Source organism: Bacillus pumilus, from assembly GCF_038738535.1.
Classification (GTDB): Bacteria; Bacillota; Bacilli; order Bacillales; family Bacillaceae; genus Bacillus.
Map to the genome: position 1 here is coordinate 1,182,662 of NZ_CP046128.1, position 21,951 is coordinate 1,204,612.

The 21,951-nt window shown below is 43.0% G+C and carries 22 protein-coding genes; 15 read left to right on the forward strand and 7 right to left on the reverse strand.

The genetic code is table 11. The features are described from left to right. Positions 1-142: 142 nt before the first annotated feature. The 5 genes from GKC25_RS05790 to GKC25_RS05810 form a co-directional block, all read right to left on the reverse strand. Complete coding sequence (locus GKC25_RS05790; protein WP_080869520.1) at positions 143-319, reverse strand: type II toxin-antitoxin system SpoIISB family antitoxin; 177 nt, start codon at positions 317-319, stop codon at positions 143-145. Next, positions 288-1,058 (reverse strand): type II toxin-antitoxin system SpoIISA family toxin, encoded by a 771-nt coding sequence (locus GKC25_RS05795; RefSeq protein WP_034663092.1) that lies wholly within the window; start codon positions 1,056-1,058, stop codon positions 288-290. Before GKC25_RS05795 ends, GKC25_RS05790 begins: the two co-directional genes overlap by 32 nt. 146 nt (positions 1,059-1,204) lie before the next feature. Further along, positions 1,205-2,203: an inorganic phosphate transporter gene (locus GKC25_RS05800; RefSeq protein WP_034663089.1), complete on the reverse strand. Its 999-nt coding sequence runs from the start codon at positions 2,201-2,203 to the stop codon at positions 1,205-1,207. 15 nt (positions 2,204-2,218) lie between these two features. Then, complete coding sequence (locus GKC25_RS05805; RefSeq protein WP_003212390.1) at positions 2,219-2,836, reverse strand: DUF47 domain-containing protein; 618 nt, start codon at positions 2,834-2,836, stop codon at positions 2,219-2,221. Positions 2,837-3,042: 206 nt separating this feature from the next. After that, positions 3,043-3,501: an ASCH domain-containing protein gene (locus GKC25_RS05810; RefSeq protein ID WP_060596067.1), complete on the reverse strand. Its 459-nt coding sequence runs from the start codon at positions 3,499-3,501 to the stop codon at positions 3,043-3,045. Between the two features lie 227 nt (positions 3,502-3,728). Between GKC25_RS05810 and ggt the strand changes: the two genes are divergently transcribed. The 14 genes from ggt (at position 3,729) to GKC25_RS05880 (ending at position 17,551) form a co-directional block, all read left to right on the forward strand. Further along, positions 3,729-5,480 carry a gamma-glutamyltransferase gene (ggt, locus tag GKC25_RS05815; RefSeq protein ID WP_106037834.1) on the forward strand — a complete coding sequence of 584 codons (1,752 nt, stop codon included), beginning with the start codon at positions 3,729-3,731 and terminating at the stop codon, positions 5,478-5,480. A 498-nt stretch (positions 5,481-5,978) separates the two neighbouring features. Continuing rightward, positions 5,979-6,446, forward strand: a complete 468-nt coding sequence (locus GKC25_RS05820) for a PTS sugar transporter subunit IIA (RefSeq protein WP_095285042.1) — start codon at positions 5,979-5,981, stop codon at positions 6,444-6,446. 53 nt (positions 6,447-6,499) lie between these two features. Beyond that, complete coding sequence (locus GKC25_RS05825) at positions 6,500-7,873, forward strand: PTS galactitol transporter subunit IIC (protein ID WP_095285043.1); 1,374 nt, start codon at positions 6,500-6,502, stop codon at positions 7,871-7,873. Positions 7,874-7,892: 19 nt separating this feature from the next. Next, on the forward strand, positions 7,893-8,171 hold the full coding sequence (locus tag GKC25_RS05830; protein WP_003212259.1) for a PTS sugar transporter subunit IIB: 279 nt from the start codon (positions 7,893-7,895) through the stop codon (positions 8,169-8,171). Positions 8,172-8,232: 61 nt separating this feature from the next. Further along, a complete protein-coding gene (locus tag GKC25_RS05835) occupies positions 8,233-8,679 on the forward strand; it encodes a hypothetical protein (RefSeq protein ID WP_003211419.1) in 447 nt (148 codons plus the stop codon). After that, on the forward strand, positions 8,676-9,707 hold the full coding sequence (locus tag GKC25_RS05840; protein WP_095285044.1) for an alcohol dehydrogenase catalytic domain-containing protein: 1,032 nt from the start codon (positions 8,676-8,678) through the stop codon (positions 9,705-9,707). The genes GKC25_RS05835 and GKC25_RS05840 overlap by 4 nt, the downstream gene beginning before the upstream one ends. A gap of 182 nt (positions 9,708-9,889) precedes the next feature. After that, complete coding sequence (pdhA, locus tag GKC25_RS05845; protein ID WP_034663073.1) at positions 9,890-10,873, forward strand: pyruvate dehydrogenase (acetyl-transferring) E1 component subunit alpha; 984 nt, start codon at positions 9,890-9,892, stop codon at positions 10,871-10,873. Between the two features lie 31 nt (positions 10,874-10,904). Next, entirely contained in the window at positions 10,905-11,885 is a 981-nt protein-coding gene (locus GKC25_RS05850) for an alpha-ketoacid dehydrogenase subunit beta (RefSeq protein ID WP_034620051.1), read from the forward strand. Between the two features lie 17 nt (positions 11,886-11,902). Continuing rightward, positions 11,903-13,225, forward strand: a complete 1,323-nt coding sequence (locus GKC25_RS05855; protein WP_106037832.1) for a dihydrolipoamide acetyltransferase family protein — start codon at positions 11,903-11,905, stop codon at positions 13,223-13,225. 12 nt (positions 13,226-13,237) lie between these two features. Next, complete coding sequence (gene lpdA, locus GKC25_RS05860; protein WP_187704458.1) at positions 13,238-14,620, forward strand: dihydrolipoyl dehydrogenase; 1,383 nt, start codon at positions 13,238-13,240, stop codon at positions 14,618-14,620. Between the two features lie 23 nt (positions 14,621-14,643). Beyond that, positions 14,644-15,345 carry an SDR family NAD(P)-dependent oxidoreductase gene (locus GKC25_RS05865; protein ID WP_252067764.1) on the forward strand — a complete coding sequence of 234 codons (702 nt, stop codon included), beginning with the start codon at positions 14,644-14,646 and terminating at the stop codon, positions 15,343-15,345. Then, complete coding sequence (locus GKC25_RS05870; RefSeq protein ID WP_187704566.1) at positions 15,323-16,108, forward strand: SDR family NAD(P)-dependent oxidoreductase; 786 nt, start codon at positions 15,323-15,325, stop codon at positions 16,106-16,108. Before GKC25_RS05865 ends, GKC25_RS05870 begins: the two co-directional genes overlap by 23 nt. Before the next feature lie 93 nt (positions 16,109-16,201). Then, positions 16,202-17,158 (forward strand): sugar-binding transcriptional regulator, encoded by a 957-nt coding sequence (locus tag GKC25_RS05875; RefSeq protein ID WP_034663059.1) that lies wholly within the window; start codon positions 16,202-16,204, stop codon positions 17,156-17,158. 63 nt (positions 17,159-17,221) lie between these two features. Then, positions 17,222-17,551, forward strand: a complete 330-nt coding sequence (locus GKC25_RS05880) for a hypothetical protein (RefSeq protein ID WP_008358910.1) — start codon at positions 17,222-17,224, stop codon at positions 17,549-17,551. Positions 17,552-17,725: 174 nt separating this feature from the next. Here the strand turns inward: GKC25_RS05880 and GKC25_RS05885 are convergent, their stop codons facing one another. After that, positions 17,726-19,051, reverse strand: a complete 1,326-nt coding sequence (locus tag GKC25_RS05885) for an APC family permease (protein ID WP_034663056.1) — start codon at positions 19,049-19,051, stop codon at positions 17,726-17,728. Positions 19,052-19,380: 329 nt separating this feature from the next. On the opposite strand from GKC25_RS05885, the gene GKC25_RS05890 reads away from it, so the two are divergent. Next, positions 19,381-20,337 (forward strand): ring-cleaving dioxygenase, encoded by a 957-nt coding sequence (locus GKC25_RS05890; protein ID WP_034663055.1) that lies wholly within the window; start codon positions 19,381-19,383, stop codon positions 20,335-20,337. A gap of 229 nt (positions 20,338-20,566) precedes the next feature. Here the strand turns inward: GKC25_RS05890 and GKC25_RS05895 are convergent, their stop codons facing one another. Continuing rightward, positions 20,567-21,883, reverse strand: a complete 1,317-nt coding sequence (locus GKC25_RS05895; protein ID WP_342689934.1) for a S1C family serine protease — start codon at positions 21,881-21,883, stop codon at positions 20,567-20,569. Positions 21,884-21,951: the final 68 nt, after the last annotated feature.

The window sequence follows — 21,951 nt, forward strand, 5'->3', positions numbered from 1 at the left end:
AGCAAACTGAACATATCTCAATTGTTTGATTTTCTTTTTCATTTATTGGCACCTCAATTGTTGCAGCGTATAGATTATTGTATGCAAGTTTATGTAAAAAAGGAAACAGGACGCGGATTTTGTTCCGCGTCCTTTAGTGTAATCAAGCCCTTTTATTTTTATACTCATCCAAGAGCTGTTCATTCTTTTTGAAAATACGCTCTGTATGGGGGCTTACTTTGTAATCCGCCATACTGATATGGTGCTTTTTCTTTAAAATCTTAAAAGGGTTTTTCTTGCGATTGTTGTTATTCCCTTGAAGTGCGTGGTCCATCTTCATCACCTTCCTCTTCGTCAGGCAAGATTAGGTCATAAATTGTTGTAAGTGACGTCATTAATAAATAGTCGAACTCAGTGACAATCTCATCAGAGGTGAGCTTAATGACAAAGTGATCATCTGCTACAGAAAACGGGATGAGCACCAATTTGCCGAAATCATCGTAATAGACTTCCTGCCTGTCAAGCTTCGCCTGAATAAGAGCTCGCTGGTCAAGTGTCCGCAGCAGGTCATCTTTTTGTTCCTGCGTATCGTATGGACAAAGAACCGCTTGAATATTCATTTTGTCGGCAAAAGAATAAATGAGCCGTTCAATTCCCTCTATATATGCCTCTACACTTCCATAATATACATGGATCGGTTCGTTTTTCAATAGGTATTGGTACGTTTTTAGTTTGTTGAGGTAAGAATGAAGTAGATCGTTATTTTGTTCTAGGAGTTGGTGGGTGTCGGTTTCCAGTTCGTGATTTCCGAGTTTTTTAATATAGGAGCTGAGAAAGATGAATGCATCGGTTAATGCAAAAAAAACAGCAATAATCAAGTAGTGCATCCAATCGGTGAAGATTGAAGAAGGGTCATTTGTCCAGTACACAACAGCACCAGCTACATAAATCCAATACCACGTTTTTCGAATGGCAAACATCTTTTCTTTTACTTTTTGTTCAAAACGCCATACGGCAAATACATATACAGCAAGGGCACCTAGCAATAACCACACGGTCAATTGAAAAAATAGTAGCATGTTCTTCTCTCCCATAGACAGATGGATACTTATTTATTTCTATGGATATGATTGGAAACCCTGCTTCATGAAAAAATGGCTTGTAGGAACAAGGTGTTGAAGTGTGCGGGCAAATAAAAAAAGACCTGTCAGACAGGTCTTTGATATTAGATAATCGCATTTAACACAAAGTATATAAGAGCCCCTAGAGTTCCTGAAATCGGTAATGTGATCACCCAAGTGACAAGCATGCGTTTTGCCGTACCCCAGTTTACTCCTTTTACTCTGTGTGCAGAACCTACACCTAGAATAGAAGATGAGATCACGTGAGTGGTACTAACAGGTAAGTGAATAAATGTCGCACCGAAGATAATCGCTGCACCCGTTAAATCGGCAGATACTCCGTTTACTGGACGAATTTTCATAATTTTACCGCCGACTGTTTTAATAATCTTCCAGCCGCCAATAGAAGTACCTAGTCCCATTGCAAGCGCACAAGAGAATTGTACCCAGAATGGAATGTCGTCTGTTGTATGCAAATTACCTGCAATTAAAGCCATCGTAATAATTCCCATCGCTTTTTGCGCATCGTTTGTTCCGTGGGTATACGATTGCAGTGCAGCAGTTAAAATTTGAACACGTCGGAATTGTTTATTTGTTTTTGCGAGATTGTTGTTTCTGAATACAAATTTGATAATGGTATACACGATATATCCCAATACGAAAGCTAGGATAGGTGAAAGCAATAGTGCTTGAATGATTTTAATGAATCCCGAATAGTTTAAAGCGCCAAAACCAGCAGAGGCAATAACAGCTCCTGCAATTGATCCGATCAGTGCATGTGAAGAACTACTCGGAATCCCGTAATACCAAGTAAGCAAGTTCCAAGTAATGGCCGCAATTAAAGCAGCCAAAATGACAACAGAACCGTTTTGAAGTGTAAAAGGATCTGCGATGTCTTTTGTGATGGACTTTGCCACACCTGTAAATGTCATTGCTCCTAAGAAGTTCATGAACGCTGCCATAATAATAGCATGTCTAGGCTTTAACGCCTTTGTTGAAACCGAAGTGGCAATGGCATTTGCTGTATCGTGAAATCCGTTGATGAAATCAAAAGCAAGTGCACAAATGACAATAAATATGGTAAGGATGAGTAATGTGTCCATGTTTAACTAACCCCGTTACGCATTCTTCATAATGATTGTTTCTAGATTGTTGGCAACACTTTGACAGGAATCAGCGATTTCTTCAAGTGTTTCGTAAATTTCTTTGTATTGAATGACCTTGATTGGATCAGTTTCTTTTCCAAACAAGTTCTTTAGTGATTTACGATAAAGATTGTCACAATTATGCTCGATCTCTTTGATTTTGATTGCGTGTGGTTGAATATCTTTTAAGCGATTTTCAGCCAGTAAATCAATTGTAATTAAAATTTCCTTTGCACATTCTCTGATGTAGTGGCTGAATTTGTCGATATGTTCGTCAGAGCTTGTCATTGAATAAATTTCCATTGTCGCTGAAAAATGCTCAATTCCATCTAAAACATCGTCGAGGCTATTCGTCAATTGAAGAATGTCTTCACGTTCAATCGGTGTAATAAAGGCTTTGTTCAGCTCTTTAATCATAGTATGAACATGATTATCACCTTTTGTCTCATATTCCTTCAATGTGTCAGAAAATTCTTTCAGAGTGGTTTGATTTGTTACTTTATAGCTAACAAAATACTCAGCAGTTTCATCTAAATTTTTAGCAATTTCCGTTAACAAGACGGAAAACTTGTCTTTTTTCCTTTTTAACATGTAAAAACCCTCCATTGTATAAATGAGACAATGCACACATCAAATAATTATATATTCTTTTGTCGAAAAAAAACAGGTGTAGTCGAAAATTTCTTCACTTTTTCTATTTGATCTTATTCTGACCTAAAGATGTGTTCTCAACACACCTTTTTCAGAAAGGAGAAAAGAAATGAAAAAAGCGGTCCATTTTTGGCGCCGCTTAAAGCTTAAGAAGCTGAATAAACAAGTTTAAATCGCTCGCAAACAAGGAGCATGTCTTCTTTAAATTCTAATCCGTACGGTTTGAGTGCTTCTGTAAAAAATTCTTGATGGGCTCTGTACCAATAGTTATATGAAAGATCGCCTTCACCTTCTGCTTGTGCAAATGATTCTGGAACCTCATTCATTGGCATGACATCTACATGCGTGATCTCTATGATGGCTTTTGGTTCGTCATGGCTGTCCAAAATGACCGCATATTGTCCTGCCTTTGGAAGCGGCTCCTGTTCCTTTTCGTAAAAAAGGTGTCCAGAACAAGTCGCTGTTTTTTTCCCTCGCAGAACAAGGTCAAGCAAATGATCTGGGTCTGCTCCAAATGCCCAAGCGGAAACAGACGCGTCAATTGGTGCACTTTCTGATTTTTCTTCCCAATATGTTTCCCAAAATAAGGTGCTTTTCTGATTCATCATTCTTCCCCCTTTGTGATGTGTTTATTATACCGTGAAATCAAATACATGGAAGTATAGTGTCTTTATCCCTACTGAGTAAGTATGTCATATGTTTTGAAAATCCGCTTTATATTTGATGAATATAGGATGATAGAATGAAAATTTTAGAAATTTTAGAATAATCTATTGTATTCTGGTCAAGAAGTCGGTATGGTCAAAGTAAGAATATGGAAGGGGTGTTGTGTATGAAACGCATTTCTTTAACTATTTTGTCCATATGTCTGCTGGTTTTCTCGTTTTTTCTGCCTGTCAGTCAGGTCACTGCAACCGAAACTCATGGGAATAAAGTAGCTGTTGGGAAAGATGGCATGGTGGCTACTGCCCATCCGCTCGCATCAGAAGTGGGGGCAGATGTTTTAAAGAAAGGTGGAAACGCTGTTGACGCTGCTGTTGCCATCCAGTACGCACTGAATGTGACAGAGCCAATGATGTCTGGAATTGGCGGCGGAGGATTTATGATGGTTTATGATGGGAAGACTAAAGAAACATCCATCATCAATAGTCGAGAAAGAGCACCACAAGGCGCAACACCAGACATGTTTTTAACAGATGAGGGGAAAGTCATCCCGTTCGCTGAGCGATCCACACACGGTAATGCTGTTGGTGTTCCAGGGACTGTAAAAGGTCTTGAGGCGGCATTAGATAAGTGGGGGACCCGCTCGATGAAGGAATTGATTAAGCCTTCCATTCAGCTTGCAGAGGATGGATTTGAAATCGATTCTGTCCTGGCAAAAGCCATTGATGATCATCAAGGAAAATTGAAAAAAACGGCCGCAGCGCCAATCTTTCTTCCAGATGATCAGCCGCTCAAAGAAGGGGACCTCCTAGTTCAGCCAGGTCTTGCAAAAACATTTAAGCTCATTGCGAAAAAAGGAAGCAAAGCATTTTATGAAGGAAAAGTAGCAAAGGCACTTGCAAATACAGTCCAAGATTTTGGCGGAACGATGACAACTGATGACATTGATCGTTATGAGGTCAAGACTGACAAGCCTATCTGGGGAGACTATAAAGGATATCAGCTTGCAAGTATGCCTCCACCAAGCTCAGGCGGGGTGTTTATGCTGCAAATGCTCAAAATACTTGATCACTTTAACCTATCTCAATATGACCCCAAATCATTCGAAAAATATCAGCTGCTTGCTGAAACGATGCATCTCTCCTATGCTGACCGTGCTGCATATGCCGGCGACCCCGAATTCGTAGATGTTCCACTAAAAGGACTATTAGACGATGATTACATTTCAGAAAGAGCCTCTCTTATTGAATTAGATCAAATGAATCGTAACCCGAAAGAAGGAGATCCATGGGCGTATGAGGATGAAAAAACCCCATCCCCTATTGTCCCGCAGCCAGAAGATAAAACCATTGGTGAGACCACACATTTTACTGTTGCCGATCAGTGGGGAAATGTTGTGTCATTCACAACAACCATTGAACAGTTATTTGGTACAGGGATTCTCGTCCCGGAATATGGATTTTTCTTAAACAATGAACTAACAGATTTTGATGCAAGACCTGGCGGAGCAAATGAAGTTCAGCCGAATAAACGTCCATTATCCAGTATGACACCGACCATCATATTTAAAGATAACGAGCCTGTCATGACAGTAGGTTCACCGGGAGGAACGACCATCATTGCTTCTGTTTCACAAACCATATTGAATTTGCTTGAATATGACATGGAGCTTCAGGATGCAGTTGAAGAACCAAGGATTTATACAAACAGCCCAACTTCTTATCGTTATGAAGTAGGTGTCCCTCTCGATGTGAGAACAAAGCTTAATGATATGGGGCATCGTTTTGGCAGCTCGCCTATTGATATAGGAAATGTTCAAGCTCTACTCATTGATCGAAAAGCAGGAACCTTTACTGGAGTGGCTGACTCCTCGAGAAACGGGACTGCTGTTGGCGTCAATTTAAAACTCTCTGCCGATTAAGAACATTTCCCGGGAAAAGAAGCGCCTCTTGAGGATGGCGTTTCTTTTTTGTCTAAATATAAGGAAAACAGAGTAGAAAACTGAGAATAGTTTGAATCATACATAGTTGATCAGACAACCGAAGGCTCTTGGCCATTTGAAGTACAGGACTGTGATGTATTTCAATGGCTAAGGGCTTTTTTTTGCGTATGAATGACAAGGTTGTTGCTGACATCAAAGAGCAAGTACATGAGCTTTTAGAGAGAGGAAGTCACATTTAATAAGAAGTAGAGCAGATTTGAAGAAAGATGAAGCAAAGACATCATCTTTTTTTATAAGATTTTTCTTAGGAACATTGACTTATAATTTCGAATATTATAATATCTTTACAAAGGTAACAACATTGAACATTTTTTCAGGATGTGTAATTGTAAGCGCTTTATATGAGGTTTTATTCCAAAATGTTCTTTCTTTTTGTTACATGTGTTCATATTTATGCCAAATGAAAGGGGTGGTTGTTTGAACAACTTGTTTGAGTTAGATGAACAGCTGATCAAGCTGCAGTACGATGCATCTTCGAGAGAGGAGGTGACCACATATTTAGCAGAACGATTAGAAGCGGGAGGATACATTAAATCGAGCTTTTTACCTGCCGTGCTTGAAAGAGAAAAAACATATCCTACAGGCCTTCCACTGGCGACCTTTGGGGTAGCGATTCCACATACAGATCCTGAGCATGTGAACAAACCTGCGATTAGTGTAGCCACTTTAAAGGAACCTGTTATGTTTCACAAGATGGGGAGCCCTGATGAAACTGTGCTAGCCAAAATTGTGTTCGTCCTAGCAATCTCTGAACCTAGTAAGCAGCTCGTGATGTTAGAGAAGCTCATGACACTTTTTAGAAAAGAAGAAGTGATGACGAGGCTGTCTCACATGACATCGTATGAAGAAGCGGTTGACGTGCTTGAGCAAGAATTAAACCAATAGCCTTTCACAAAAAAATGTAAGCGTTTTATCTGAAAAATCCAGGAGGTGGATGTATGATCAAGCAAGCTGTCGATTTTATATTAGACCTTGGGCCAACTATTATGCTCCCGATTATTATGACGATTTTCGGTATGATTTTAAGGCAAGGCTTTAAGAAATCCTTCCGAGCCGGTATTACGATCGGCATTGGCTTTGTCGGTGTCAATCTTGTCATTAATTTGCTTGTGAGCGGCCTTGGGCCAGCAGCAAAAGCCATGGTTAATTCCCTTGGGCTAAAGCTCGATATTTTGGATGTTGGATGGCCGATTGGAGCTGCTATATCCTTTGGTACACCCGTTGCCCCTTTGATGATTCCTCTTGTGCTTTTGTTAAATGTCATCTTATTGTCCGTTAACTTTACGAAAACGCTGAATGTGGATATTTGGAACTTCTGGCATTTGATTTTCGCAGCCTCTGTGACTTACTACGCTTATCATAATATGTTCTTGGCCCTTGCTGTTGGTTTAATCGTCTCTGCTATCACGCTTAAATTAGCCGATTGGACGGCACCGACAATCGAACACCATTTTGGATTAAAAGGCGTATCGATGGCTCATGCTGAAACGGTCAACTTCGCGCCGCTTATGTATGCGTCCAACCGTATCATTGACAAGATCCCTGGCTTAAACAAAATTCATGCTGATCCAGAAACATTGAAGAAACGTTTTGGCATTTTTGGCGAACCGCTTGTGATGGGTCTCATACTTGGTATCATTATTGGTCTTCTAGGCGGCTATGATGCGAAAGGCGTCATGACGCTTGGTATTCAAATGGCAGCAGTTCTTGTACTAATGCCAAGAATGGTTGCGTTATTAATGGAAGGTCTTATTCCAATCTCTGAGGGCGCTCGTTCTTATATTCAAAAGCGTTTCCCTGGGAAAAATGTCTATATTGGTTTAGATACAGCGATTGTGATTGGTCATCCGGCGAATATGGCGGTAGCCCTTCTCATGGTGCCGATTACGATTTTACTTGCTGTCGTTCTGCCTTACAATGGCATGCTCCCGTTTGCAGACTTATCGGTTCTTCCATTTACAGTTGTTTGGGCAGTAGCAGCCGCTCGTGGAAATATTATTCGCGGTCTTATTAACAGCATTTTTACATTGATGATTGTCTTCTTTATCGCAACGAATCTCGCACCGCTTGCGACAACAATGGGGAAAGCAGTCGGCTTTGATTTCCCAGAAGGGGCCAACATGATTTCAGGTATTGACCTTGGTTCCCACGTCATTCCTTGGATCATGGTGAGACTTCTTGATCCGAGCAACCCGTACTTTATTGCAGCCATCATCTGTGCTCTGGCTTATGCGCTTCTATGGTACTGGGTGCGAAATGATATTAAAAAGCAGTATGCGAAAGAAATGGGCTTAGATCAGAAAGAACAATAAACGAGCTGGAGGGATTCTTATGGCAAAGAAAATATTGGTTTCATGCGGAACGGCGGTTGCAACTTCAACGGTTGTTGCAAAAAAGGTTGAAGAGACGTTAAAGGAAAAAGGATATGATGTTGTGGTGGAACAGTGTAAGGCATCTGAAGTCCCGCAAAAAGCGGAGGGCGCCGATTTAATCGTGACGACCACGCCAGTGAGTGATACGAAAGGAACGCCTGTGATTCAAACATTATCCTTTTTAACCGGATTTGGCATTGAAGATGATATTGAAAAAATCATCGATCATATTAAGTAAACACTCATTCCATTGAGGAGCTTTCGCGGCTCCTTCCATTTACCTGAAAGGAGGACGTCTCATGCAGCATCATGCTTATAGCCGAACGTCTGCAGTGTTGTCTATTTTTCTTCCAGCCGTGCTCATCTGTCTGTTTTTCCTCTGGTCTCTTTATACGTTAATGTCAGCAGGACCTGAGCCGTTAGCTGTGTTAGGCGTTTATACGCTGCCTATCCTCATGCTTTCTAGTATTACTGGACTGAACCAGCCGACAAACGTCATCATTAGTGAAGATAAGCTGAAAATCGGCGCTTTTGGCAGATGGCACACATATGCGGTCTCTGATATTAAAGGAAAGCTTTTTATCAAGCCATATCCTCATATCGGGAAAGTCTATGTCAGGGTGGGCCCATCGCGCATATTCGGAGGACGTTACTGGATATCCAGTGAGATGAGTGAGTACAAGCAGCTTGTGCAAACGTTGCAGGATTTTGCGAAGGGTGATGAAAAGGAGGATGCAGCTACATGAAATCAGCTGTCTTTTATTCTTCAGAGAACATTCGGTATGAGGAGCGGAACCGGCCTGCGATTGGTGATGATGAAGTGCTATTAAGAATGCGTGCCTGCGGCTTATGCGGAACGGATATTTACAAGGCAACACATGAGACGGTACCCTCTGGAACGGTGCTAGGGCACGAAATAGCTGGTGATATTGTTGAAACCGGAAAGCATGTGACAAATATCCGAACGGGAGACAGGGTTTATGTTGCGCACCATGTGCCTTGCTTTACCTGTGACTTTTGTCAAAAGGGATTTTATACAATGTGTCCGCAGTTTGCAGCCACTAATGTAGAGCCAGGCGGGTTTTCAGAGTATATCCGCGTACCTGCATTGCATGTCAAGCACACAATGGGCAAGCTCCCGAAGGACGTCTCATATGAGCAAGGGGCAATGGTGGAGCCAGTCGCCTGCTGCCTCCACGGGTTTGAACGAGCACCTGTTCATCCAGGAGATTCTGTGCTGATCCTTGGAGCAGGGCAAATTGGCTGTATCCAACTACAGCTCGCCAAACATTACTTGGCTGGGAAAGTGATGATAACGGATGTGAATGAGAACCGGCTGCTGCAAGCGAGAAATTTAGGTGCAGATGTTGCTTTTCATCCAGCCTCTGAGCCGGTGGAAGACCGGGTCATGAGAGAAACAAATGGAAAGGGAGCAGACCTCGTCATGATATCTGTTGGGAGCAGTGCGCTTTTAAAAGAAGCGTTTCAAGCGGTAGCGAGAGGTGGAACGATTTTAGTGTTTGCTCATTTTCCAAAGGGAGACGTCTCCATTCCGGCTGATCGGTTTTTCCATGATGAAGTGAAAGTCGTAGGAGCCTATTCCTCGCATCCTTATCACTATCGTGAAGCCCTTGAACTTCTAAGGGCAAAAGTAGTCAACACAGAAAAGATGGTGACGCACCGTTATCCGTTAAGTCAGCTCCTTCAGGCGATAGAATGCGCAAGGCACCCTGAAGGTGAGAGTGTCAAAATCATGATGTATCCAGATGAATGAGAACGTAAGAGATTGGAAGAGAAAGAGAAGTTCTTTAGAAAAGGGCTTTGCCTTTCTCTTTTTTTCTGATAAAAGATGAAAACGCTTAAAAATGAAAGAGAAATGCTTGACTTCAATGATACTTAAACGTATGATAATTACAAATGTAACACATAAGAACAAATGTAAAGGGGAGAGAATAAATGCAAAAACAAATCACTTTGCCTGGACAGATTAGTCATGAGAGATTAGCAGATTTATATAAACAAATGTGGTTGGTGAGATATTTTGATGAAAAGGTCGATCAATTCTTTGCCAAAGGACTTATCCATGGAACCACTCACTTATGTGTCGGACAGGAAGCGTCAGCTGTTGGATCGATTGCCGTATTAAAGAATGAAGATAAGATCGTCAGCACACACCGTGGACATGGTCACTGTATTGCAAAAGGTGCAGAGGTCAATAAAATGATGGCAGAACTATTCGGACGTGAGACTGGCTATTGCAAAGGAAAAGGCGGCTCGATGCATATCGCTGATTTAGAAAAAGGGAACCTTGGCGCAAATGGAATCGTTGGCGGCGGTATCCCGCTGGCAACAGGTGCAGCGCTCACATCTAAAATGAAACAGGAAGGCTTTGTCGTTCTTTGTTTCTTCGGAGATGGAGCGACAAATGAAGGCAGCTTTCACGAAGCGCTAAATCTTGCATCCATTTGGGATCTGCCTGTTGTATTCATTTGTGAAAACAACCAGTACGGTATGTCTGGTCCTGTAAAAGAAATGATCAACATTGAAGACATTTCAACAAGAGCAGAAAGCTACGGAATACCAGGGAAATCGATTGATGGAAATGACATGGTCGAGATTATGAACACAGTAGATGAAGCAGTCAGCCGCGCAAGAGCTGGAGAAGGTCCATCACTTATTGAAATGAAAACGTATCGCTGGAAGGGTCACTCTAAGAGTGATGCGAAAAAATACCGTACACGTGAAGAAGAAACAGAGTGGAGACAAAAAGATGGAATCAAACGCTTTAAGTCTCTCTTGATTGAACTGAATGTTTTGACAGAAGAGCAGGCAGCGGTTTTACAGGAAGAAGCGAAACAGGAAATTGAAGCGTCTGTTGAATTCGCCAAAAACAGTAAAGAACCGTCAATCGATACACTATTAGAGGATGTATACGCCTAATTAGGAGGGGAATCACGTGACAAAAACAACAGTGAGAGAGATTTCATATTTAGAAGCCGTTCGAGAGGCTATGAGTCAGGAAATGAGAGAGAACCAAGATGTATTCATTTTAGGTGAGGATATCGGCGTATATGGCGGCGCTTTTGGGGTTACGCGCGGCATGATTGAAGAATTCGGTCCAGAGCGTGTACGTAATACACCGATCTCAGAGGCAGCCATCGCAGGAGGCGCAGTCGGAGCGGCTTTGACCGGTATGCGTCCGATTTTAGAACTTCAATTCTCTGACTTTATTACAATCGCGATGGATCAGCTTGTAAACCAAGCAGCCAAAACACGATACATGTTTGGCGGAAAAGGAAAAGTGCCGCTCGTTGTGAGAACACCAGCAGGATCAGGGACGGGTGCCGCAGCGCAGCATTCACAAAGCTTAGAAGCGTGGATGGCTCATATTCCGGGATTAAAGGTGGTTCAGCCTTCAACAGCTTATGATGCCAAAGGACTTTTAAAAGCAGCAATGGATGATGACAACCCTGTCATTTTCTACGAGCATAAGCTTTTATATAAAACAATCGGCGAAGTGCCTGAAGAGCCTTATTCGATTCCTTTAGGGAAAGCTGATGTGAAAAGAAGCGGGAAGGACGTCACGATTGTAGCAACAGCGATTATGGTACACAAAGCGTTAGAAGCGGCGAAGGAACTAGAAGCAGAGGGAATCGATGTTGAAATCATTGATCCAAGAACACTCGTCCCATTAGATGAAGAAACCATAATCGAATCTGTGAAGAAAACAGGTAAATGTATCGTGGTTCATGAGGCGGTCAAACGAGGCGGCTACGGTGGAGAGATTGCAAGTATGATAGCGGAAAGTGAAGCGTTTGACTACTTAGATGCGCCGATTAAACGACTTGGCGGTCTTGCAGTCCCAATACCATACAACCCGACACTGGAAAAAGCGGTCATTCCACAAGTACCAGATATTATTGAAGCAGCAAAAGAGCTTGTGCGCTCTTAAATAAAGGGGAGAAGATCATGCCAAAAGAGATATTTATGCCGAAGTTAAGCAGTACGATGGAGATCGGAACCTTGCTTCAATGGTTTAAAGAAGAAGGAGATTCGGTTGAAATCGGTGAGCCTCTTTTTGAAATTATGACAGACAAGATCAACATCGAGGTGGAAGCCTATGATGACGGCATTTTTCTAAAGAAATACTACGAAGCTGATGATCAAATTCCAGTCAATGCTGTCATTGGATATATCGGAGAGGCAAATGAACAGGTACCAAGCGAGCCGCCAGCACAGGCAGATGAAGATTCCTCAGAAAGCGGCGAATCGTCTTCACCAGACACGGCTTCATCCAGTTCTACTGAAGCCCCAAAAACATCTGATGAAAAAGTACGTGCCACGCCCGCAGCGAGAAAAACGGCAAAGGATCATCATGTGGCGATTCATGAGGTATCTGGCACAGGGCCAAAAGGCAGAGTCCAAAAGCGGGATGTCGAGGCGGTCGTTCATTCTAGCGAGAAAGATCAGCGCGTCTCACCGCTTGCAGAAAAAATCGCTGCCCGTGAAGGAATTGATTTAGCAGCAGTTTCTGGATCTGGCGCTCATGGCAAAATCATGAAGAGTGATGTAAAAGCAGCAGCACAAACAGCAGAGGCTTCGCCTGTGAAAACACAAAAACTAGCTGGCATGAGAAAAGTGATTGCTGATCGCATGTCACAAAGTGCCTTTACAGCACCGCACGTCACATTAACAAGTGAAATTGATATGACGAAAGCAAAAGAAGTGCGTCAGCAGCTACTGCCAGCGATTGAAAAAGAGACAGGCTACCGATTGTCGTTTACAGAAATCATCATTCTTGCGGTCAGCCATGTACTCACGCGCCACCCGCAGATCAATATGACATTTGAACAAAATGAGCTCCATTTCCATGAGGATGTACACATTGGTCTTGCTGTTGCAGTGAAAGACGGCTTGATGGTACCAGTCATTTCTCATGCGAATCAAAAAGGATTAAAACAACTGACAAAAGAAGCGAAAGAAATTGGCCGAAACGCACGCGATCAAAAACTGCTTCCTGACCAGTTGAAAGGGTCCACTTTTACGATTAGTAACTTAGGCATGTATGCCATTGATACCTTTACCCCGATCATTAATCAGCCGGAAGCGGCGATTTTAGGTGTAGGACGGATTCAAGATAAACCTGTTGCAGTGGATGGAGAAATTCAGGTGCGGCCAATGATGGGGGTCAGTTTATCGTTTGATCACCGAGTCGTAGATGGCGCACCAGCGGCTGCCTTTTTAACAGACCTTAAGAAAGTGCTTGAACAACCATTTGAATTGCTAATGTAGGAGATGAATCGGATGACGAAAACGTATGATCTGACAGTCATTGGCGGAGGGCCTGGCGGGTATACTGCCGCCCTTCAAGCAGCTGAGCGCGGACGGAAGGTTGCTTTGATTGAAGAGGATTTTTTAGGCGGTACTTGTTTAAATCGAGGCTGTATCCCTTCAAAGACCCTGCTGAAACATGCAGAAGTGATTGAATCCATTGAAAAGGCGAAAAGCTGGGGAATAGAAACAGGTGACATGATCCTTTCCTTCGATAAAATGAGAAAGCGCAAAGATGACGTCATTGAAAAGCTCAGAGGCGGAATCGCCTTTTTATTAAAGCAAGGAAAGATTGATGTGTATAACGGCAGAGGCACAGCTGTGACAAAGCATCGGATTGAGATTGAAAAACAAGATGGATCAGAATGGATTGAAACGAAAGAACTGATCATTGCCACCGGATCTACACCGGCCATTCCGCCAATACCGGGGCTTAGAGACATTCAATTTGATACAAGTGATACGATCTTTGACATCTCAGATATCCCAGCTTCTGTCGTCATTATTGGCGGAGGTGTCATTGGGCTTGAGCTGGCTTGTATTTTCCAGAGTCTTCAATCAAAAGTCACCATTATTGAAGCAGCACCGTCCATTATTCCGCAAGAGGATGAAGAAGCATCTAAGCTGCTAGAAAGAGAATTGAAGAAAAAGGGCATCCATATCGCGAAGAAAACCACTGTGACAGAGTTGACGGAAAGCGAAGGAGTCAAAGCGGTTCATGCAACAGATGATAAAGGGGAGACACACATCTTTACGGCGGAAAGACTGCTTGTCTGCGTTGGAAGAAGACCGAATGTATCAGCTGTTAGCCAGCTTGATCTTCAACTGGATGGTCTGTTTATCAAGGTGAATGATCAGATGCAGACAAGTGCTGAGGGTGTATATGCAGTTGGGGATGTCGCTGGCGGCTATCAGCTGGCTCATGCGGCGATGTCAGAGGCTGCTGTTGCGGTCAGCAATATTTGCGGCGTGCCTGAAAAAATGAATGCTGATATTATGCCTAGATGTATTTATACATTACCAGAGGTAGCAAGTGTCGGTCTTACAGAGAAAGAGGCAAAAGCCAAAGGGCTCAGCGTACAAACAGAACGATTTGATTTAGCGGCCAGCGGTAAAGCGCTAGCGGCAGGTGTTCAATCAGGCTTTATTAAATTGGTGTACGATACAGCATATGGTGAAGTAATCGGCGCGACGATGGTTGGTCCGCACGTCACAGAGATGATTTCAGAAGCTTCCTCCTTTATGTATTTAGAAGGAACAGCAGAAGAGATGGCGAAAATGATTCATCCGCATCCGACCATCTCAGAAGGTTTTTATGAAGCAGCTCTTGATATCGTGAGTAAGCTGAGAAAATAAATCAAACAAGGGATAGGGAGGAGATGCATGTGCACGTCCAGCTTCATCAGAAAGCGGCACTTGTGACAGGTAGCACAGATGGATTTGGAGAAGCCATCTGCCTGGCTTTAGCCCGGGCAGGTGCACATGTTTTTTTACACACATTTTATGATGAATCAAAGGCTAGATCCATTTATGAAGACATTCAAAAAATGGGCGGTCAGGCGAGTATCATCATGAACCCGCTAGAAACACCGCGTGATGCCACGCGTATGCTGAGGCAAGTGATCGATACATGCGGGAAACTAGATATTTTGGTCAATCAAGCAGCGCAAGGAGCGGAAGCGGAGCTTGATGCCGCTCACCCTGATAAATGGGTGGACGAAGTGGAATCAGCTGTGAATACTGTCTTTCTTTCCAGTCAAGCCGCCGTATGGCACATGGTGGACCAGAAGCAAGGCTGTATTATTAATATATCATCATCAGGCAGTATCACAGGTGATGGCGGGATCTCACATGCTACATCGAATTCTATGCTGAATGCCATGACAAAAGGGCTGGCGCGAGAATTTAAAGACAAAGGTATCCGTGTGCTCGCCCTATTGCCGCCTCCTCTCCATTTGGTTCCTGACACAGAGCAAATCAAGGAGACTGTGGCCCATATGACGGTCTTTTTAAGTACATCATATGGCGCTTTTACAGATGGTGCAGCGATTATGCTTGATGGGGGTGAGAGTGCTGGCTAATGATCAAAAACCAGTTCTCATCGTTGGTGGTGCCCAAGGGATTGGAAAGGAAATTGCCGAGCGTTTTTTAAAAGAAGGGCACAGAGTCGCTGTGTCCGATATAGATGAACAGGGACTTTCGCTTTTAAAAAAACAGCATTCTCAGCTGCTGACATTTCAAGCTGACGTTTCATCGTGGGAAAGTGTTCAGCAGATGATCTCAGCAGCTGAAAGGGAGCTCGGCGGCATTGCTCATCTTGTGTATTCAGCAGGGATGACAAAATCACTTCCTTTTTTAGAAGTTGATTTTTCACTTTGGAAAAAGACACTTTCTGTGAACTTGTATGGTCTTTACTATTGCATCAAAGCGTCGGCACCTTATATATGTGAGCGGCAAGAAGGAAGCATTGTCATGATTGGATCAGGATCTGCTATAACTGGCTCAGGCGGCGGTATTCAGTATTACGCCTCAAAAGCAGGTGCTTTTGGCCTGATGCGTTCGCTTGTAAAGGAATTAGGGGCACACCATGTGCGTATCAATGTGATTGCACCCCGTGTGATTGAATCTCAAATGCTTGATACGCTCTATCCTACTGAGGAGGAGAAAAAGCAGCTGCAATCGCTCATTCCTGTCGGGAGATTAGGAAGACCAGACGATATCGCAGGACTCACTTTATTTCTTACAAGTGACGAGGGAAGCTATTTGCACGGACAAATTATCCTGCTAGACGGCGGGAGAACGTATCAGCCGAAATATACGGAGGGAAAAAGAGCGGAGAGGTAATCGCTCTTTTTGTCATTTTCGTAACAATTGTTCCAATTAGAAACGAATGTTTGGTATACTGGGAATCATAGTATATTAAAAGGATGATGTCACATGCTGAATTGGGAAGAAAGACGACAGCTCGTCAAAGTTGCTCATCTTTATTATACAGACGGGTGGACGCAGCAGGAAATCGCAAAAAAGCTCAATGTCTCAAGACCAGTCATTTCAAAGCTCTTACAAAAAGCAAAAGATGTGGGAATCGTTGAGGTGTACATTAAAGACGAAAGTATTCATACGGTGGAGCTGGAAAAGCAGCTAGAAACAACATTTCAATTAACAGATGCTGTCGTTGTCCCAAGTGTCGGGACAATGTCTGAGATGGTGAAACGGGCAGTCGGTCAAGCAGGCGCCTATTATCTATCTAAAAACATGAAAGATGCGGAGAAAATCGGCATTTCATGGGGAACCACACTGGCTGAGCTTGTAAAGGAATACCCGTTTGAGCGAAGAAACGATGTGAAGGTCATTCCTTTAGAGGGCGGAATGGGCAGGCAGGCAGTCGACATTCATGCCAATCAGCTGGCATATGAGCTGGCAAAGAAAATGAATGGCACGTGTTCCTATTTATATGCCCCGGCGATTTTAGAAACAGAAGAATTAAAAGAACGGCTTATGGCAATGCAGGATATAGAAGCTGTGCTTGAAGAAGGTAGAAATGTAGATATTGCCCTCATCGGTATTGGCAACCCGCATAAAGGTTCAACGTTAAAAACAGTTGGTTACTTAAAAGAAGAGGATTTATCTGGTTTAAGGCAATCAGGGGCTGTTGGTGATATTGGCTTTCGTTTCTTTGACGGTCAAGGCAAACCTGTCCAAGATGAACTGAACCAAAAGGTCATTGGTTTATCACTGGAGCAGTTAAAGAGTGTCAAAACGGTCATCGCTGTTGTAGAAGGAACCCATAAAGCTGAAAGTATTTTAGGGGCTTTAAATGGCGGCTTCATTCAAGTGCTGGTGACAGACGAACTAACGGCGGCAGCCATTTTAAAGGAAGCTTCCGTCCAATAAACGGCTGATAGCAATCGAATTGTATAAAAAGAGCAACATCAAACGAGAAAGGAGCTGTGTATCTTGAAGAAAACCGAAATGGAAGCAAACCTACATTGTACTCGGTGCCAAGAAGAGACCCTCCACAGCATCGTTTATGTGAATGATCAGATGAAAAGCGTTGAGTGTACAGAGTGTCATCAGAAGATCAGTGTGCAAGTCGACATCATGAAGGAATTTTACAAAGAAGTATACGAAAAAATTGCGACAAAGCCGAAGCGGATGACGCAGGAATATAAGGCGAATTTGAATGGGTTTATATCAAGACTCCCAATCCGCGTGCTTAGTAAGCCATACCGGCTCATGAGATATTTAAACGAATCATACAAAGTGATCAAGCAATATAAAAAATAGCAGAGCGCTGTTTAGCGCTCTTCTTCAGCGTGTAGATAAACCCTCGCATTCTTTGTCAGTTCTGCGCGCCGGTGCTCACGAATGTCAAATTCGCTCCGCTCCGGTACTCGTCCTTCCTAGGGCTGCAAAGGTTTTCTATCACGCTGAGAAGAAGGAAAAAAAGCAGAGCACTGTTTAGCGCTCTGCTTTTTTTTGTGCTTTTTTCATATAATAATAAATAGGCAGTCCAGCAATCCCGATCAGCATGGAGATTAGACAGCTTTTCCAGTCGGTGATCATGGTGCTGATTAAGACGAATAAAGAACCGATAATCGCAACGATCGGTGTGAGCGGGTAAAGTGGTACGCTATAAGCACGCTCCATTCCGCTATTTTGTTTTCTCAGCTTAAAGACTGCGAAAAAGGCCATGACATAAAAGATGTAGATCATGAAGATCGAAACCTCTGACAGTTTTTCTGGATTACTGACGATCATAAACACAATGGCGATCAAAATTTGCACAAATACAGCAATCCAAGGTGTTTTGAAGGTAGGGTGAATACGCGAAATCGCGTTTGCGAAAGGAATTTGCTTTCGTTCAGCCATCGCGAAAATCACACGTGGGAATGAAAGAACCTTTCCGTTCAAACAGCCAAAGATACTAATGATGATTCCGATACTAATGATCTTACCGCCGATTGGTCCAAAGAGCATTGTCGCAGCAGTACTTGTCGCATTTTCACCTAGCTGGACGATTTGATCTGCTGGTAACACGTGCAAAAGAGCGACATTAATAAAGAGATAACAAGCCGTGACGATTAAAATCCCGCCTGCCATTGCACGAGGAAGCAGCTTCTCTGGGTTTTTCATTTCACCGCCAAGTGCTGCAAGCAATATCCAGCCATCATAGGCAAACAACGTAGCCAAAATCGCTGCACCGAAGTTCATTTGAGCGATACTCTCGTTGACAGCCATAAAGATATTTTCGTTTCCTTTCCATAAGCCAAACACAATAATAGCGGCAATCGGGACAAGCTTTCCGATGGTGGTCAGCCCTTGTACAAAACCGCCGTATTTCGTTCCCATAATATTGATCAAACATAAAAATAAAACAGTGATAATGCCAATTGTTGTCGACCATAAAGAAGAAAGAGAAAATAAATTGGCTAATAATGAACCAAAATAAAGACCGAGCGCTCCAATGATGGCAGGTCCGTAAATGATAATCTGCACCCAGCCGCATAAGTAGCCCCAAAATTCACCATACACTTCTTCAAGATAGGCATACAATCCGCCAGTCCGAGGGATTTGTGTACCAATTTCAGCAACAGTCAGTCCGCCTGCAAGGGTTAAAATTCCACCTAGCAGCCAAGCAAATAAGGCGATGTCTGAGCTTCCTGAATAGGAAAGGACGTTGCCTGGCTTCATAAAGACGCCGGACCCGATAATGGTCCCGATGACAAGAGATAGGGCAAAAAATAAGCCGATGTCCTGTTTTAACGCTGGTTGTTCTTTGTTCATTACACACGACCTCCTGCATCACTTTCGTACGTTACTGTGACATGTATTTTGTTCATTGTAATACGATTTTAGGAAAACAAGAATTAAAAAAATTTTCTGATTTTCGTATTTGTATTTAAAAGTGTTCGTTTATTGGAGATATCAGGGTGAATGTTGTGTTAAAAACGAACAATAAAAGAATATTTACGATTTAATGTTAATTTAATCGCCAGAAACCGAACGTCCAGTAAACGTGCAGCCAAATGGTTGACTTTTCTTGAAAAATGACCTATTTTATTCATAAGGATATTATCTTGAATTCGAGATATTTTGAAATAGGAGTGAACGTAATGAAAATCAATGGGATTCACCACGTATCTGCATTAACAGCCAATGCTCAAAAAAATGTTGATTTCTACCGCCAGATTCTTGGCTTAAAACTTGTAAAGAAAACTGTCAATCAGGATGATCCATCTATGTATCATTTGTTTTATGGAGATGAGGTTGCTTCACCGGGTACGGAGCTCACCTTCTTTGAAATTCCAATGCTTGCCCGTCGTTTGAAAGGAACAAACGCCATCACAAGCACAGGCCTTCTCGTTTCTTCTGAGGAAGCACTTTCATTTTGGGAAAAGCGGTTTGATGAGACAGGTGTGCAGCAAGAAACGGCTTCCTTGAGAGGCGGAAGACCTGCCTTGCGTTTTCAAGATCCAGAAGGGCAGCAGCTATTTTTAACAGTAGAACCGAACGCACAAGAAGCGGGCTCACCGCCAGTGCATGACGATATTCCGGCAGAGTTTGCAATTAGAGGTTTGGGTCCAGTTGAATTAACCGTTGCAGAAGCGGACAAAACGATCCGTGTTTTAACAGACATCCTTGGCTTCACTGAAAGAGCGCGTGAACAATCAAATGATGGTGAGATCGTGACCATTTTTGAGTCAGGAAATGGCGGTGCTGGAACAGAAATTCATGTGATCGAAAAAGCTGAAGGACCTTCTGAGCGTTCCGGCAGAGGAAGTGTGCATCACGTAGCTTTTCGCGTGGAAGATGCAGATGAGCTGGAAAAATGGTATGACAAAATATCAAAAGCAGGCTTCACGAACTCTGGTGTTGTGGAACGATTCTACTTTAAAGCCCTTTACTTTAGAGAACCGAATGGTATTTTATTTGAAATTTCAACAGACGGCCCTGGGTTTACAGTCGATGAAGGGGTAGATGAGCTTGGTGATCAATTAGCCCTTCCGCCATTTCTAGAGCACAAACGAGCAGAAATAGAACAAAGATTAACGCCAATTCAGTCATCATAAAAAAAGCAGCTCATTCATGAGCTGCTCAGCGTGTAGACAAACCCTCGCATTCTTTGTCAGGGCTGTGCTCCGGTACTCACGAATGTTCAATTCGCTCCGTTCCGGTGCTCGCCTTTCCTAGACTGCAAAGGTTTTCTATCACGCTGAAAAGAAGACAAAGGGCTAAAATCAAGATGATTTTAGCCCTTTGTCAACAATCTGGGCAGCTCATGATGAGCTGCTTTTTGCTTTAGGAACTTACCTGCTTAGATTCAGATTGTATTAATGTAACCTTCTTTGTTTCTTCTTTTCCGTTTCGAATGAGTGTGATGCTCACGGTGTCTCCTACTTTTGTATTCGTGTATAGCTCATGACGTAATTCACTTCCGGTTTTGATTTGTTTCCCATCGATGGCGGTAATGACATCCTCTGACTTAAAGCCAGCTTTAGCAGCAGGTGAGCCTGCGGCGATTTCTTTGACGTACACACCTTTATCGAGCTGACTATTTTTGAGCCCGAGTGTTTCTTTCTGATGCACGTCCGGGACTTGTTCGAGATCCAGCATGCTGATGCCGATATATGGACGCTCAATCTTTCCTTTTGCGAGAAGCTGATCGGCGATTGGTTTGACATCATTGATTGGAAGCGCGAATCCAATGCCTTCAACACCTGTTTCAGAAATTTTCATACTCGTGATCCCCACAACCTTTCCATTTGTCGTAAGAAGTGGGCCGCCGCTGTTTCCTGGGTTAATAGCTGCATCTGTTTGAATGACATTAATGCTGCTTTCGCCTGCTGATGTGTTCATAGAGACTGTTCGGTCGACACCGCTGACAATTCCTTGTGTCACGGTTCTTGATAGATCTTCACCAAGCGGGTTTCCAATTGCGATGACGGTTTCCCCAGCACGCAGCGAGGAGGAATCGCCTAATGCTGCGACCTTCGTTACATGATTGCTGCTAATTTCTACAACTGCTAGGTCAGTCAGCGGGTCAGCTCCGACTAATTTACCTTCAACGGTTTTGCCATCGTGCAAGGAGACCGTTAGTTTATTTGCCCCTTCAATGACGTGGTTGTTTGTTAAGACATAGGCTTTACTTCCGGATTGTTTGAAAATCACTCCTGAGCCTGTACCTGTTTTTTCCTCTTGACTGCTTTTATTTTGCTGTGACTCATCAAAAGGTGTATTGAAATCGCCAAAGCTCATGTCTGTTTGACTTTGCGCTTGATAGTTTGTAATGCCGACAATGGCTGGCGATACATCTTCGACCATGCTTGAGATGCTGCTTGATGAATGTGATGTTTGGACGGCGGTTGTTTTTGACGATTTGGCACTTGTATCATTTGTCGATACAGCTTCTGTTTTTGCTGCTGAATTGTTTGCTGTGTTGTCTGATGCGTGCTGGGCATATGGCGTAAGGATGTAGACACCTAATGCTAGCGTACCACCCACAATGCCGCTGACGAATGGCTTAAACCAGCCACTGGGCTTCTTCTTTTGTTTTTGTGGCTGTTCAATTGTTTGAAGTTCATGAGAAGGGTGTTTTTCATTTTTGTGATGTGTCATTCGAATCACTCTCTTTCTTCAATTTTTCATGTATGGTTCGATGGGGTTTACCTTATGTGGTGGATACT

Excerpts from the sequence above, each read along its gene's own strand:
- GKC25_RS05840 (WP_095285044.1), top strand. The coding sequence starts at position 8,676 with ATGAAATCAGCTGTCTTTTATTCTTCAGAGAACATTCGGTATGAGGAG.
- GKC25_RS05875 (WP_034663059.1), top strand. The coding sequence starts at position 16,202 with ATGCTGAATTGGGAAGAAAGACGACAGCTCGTCAAAGTTGCTCATCTT.
- GKC25_RS05890 (WP_034663055.1), top strand. The coding sequence starts at position 19,381 with ATGAAAATCAATGGGATTCACCACGTATCTGCATTAACAGCCAATGCT.
- GKC25_RS05825 (WP_095285043.1), top strand. The coding sequence starts at position 6,500 with ATGATCAAGCAAGCTGTCGATTTTATATTAGACCTTGGGCCAACTATT.
- GKC25_RS05865 (WP_252067764.1), top strand. The coding sequence starts at position 14,644 with ATGCATGTGCACGTCCAGCTTCATCAGAAAGCGGCACTTGTGACAGGT.
- GKC25_RS05870 (WP_187704566.1), top strand. The coding sequence starts at position 15,323 with ATGGGGGTGAGAGTGCTGGCTAATGATCAAAAACCAGTTCTCATCGTT.
- pdhA (WP_034663073.1), top strand. The coding sequence starts at position 9,890 with ATGCAAAAACAAATCACTTTGCCTGGACAGATTAGTCATGAGAGATTA.
- GKC25_RS05805 (WP_003212390.1), bottom strand. The coding sequence starts at position 2,836 with ATGTTAAAAAGGAAAAAAGACAAGTTTTCCGTCTTGTTAACGGAAATT.
- GKC25_RS05795 (WP_034663092.1), bottom strand. The coding sequence starts at position 1,058 with ATGCTACTATTTTTTCAATTGACCGTGTGGTTATTGCTAGGTGCCCTT.
- GKC25_RS05790 (WP_080869520.1), bottom strand. The coding sequence starts at position 319 with ATGAAGATGGACCACGCACTTCAAGGGAATAACAACAATCGCAAGAAA.
- GKC25_RS05810 (WP_060596067.1), bottom strand. The coding sequence starts at position 3,501 with ATGAATCAGAAAAGCACCTTATTTTGGGAAACATATTGGGAAGAAAAA.
- GKC25_RS05800 (WP_034663089.1), bottom strand. The coding sequence starts at position 2,203 with ATGGACACATTACTCATCCTTACCATATTTATTGTCATTTGTGCACTT.
- lpdA (WP_187704458.1), top strand. The coding sequence starts at position 13,238 with ATGACGAAAACGTATGATCTGACAGTCATTGGCGGAGGGCCTGGCGGG.
- GKC25_RS05885 (WP_034663056.1), bottom strand. The coding sequence starts at position 19,051 with ATGAACAAAGAACAACCAGCGTTAAAACAGGACATCGGCTTATTTTTT.
- ggt (WP_106037834.1), top strand. The coding sequence starts at position 3,729 with ATGAAACGCATTTCTTTAACTATTTTGTCCATATGTCTGCTGGTTTTC.
- GKC25_RS05835 (WP_003211419.1), top strand. The coding sequence starts at position 8,233 with ATGCAGCATCATGCTTATAGCCGAACGTCTGCAGTGTTGTCTATTTTT.
- GKC25_RS05895 (WP_342689934.1), bottom strand. The coding sequence starts at position 21,883 with ATGACACATCACAAAAATGAAAAACACCCTTCTCATGAACTTCAAACA.
- GKC25_RS05830 (WP_003212259.1), top strand. The coding sequence starts at position 7,893 with ATGGCAAAGAAAATATTGGTTTCATGCGGAACGGCGGTTGCAACTTCA.
- GKC25_RS05855 (WP_106037832.1), top strand. The coding sequence starts at position 11,903 with ATGCCAAAAGAGATATTTATGCCGAAGTTAAGCAGTACGATGGAGATC.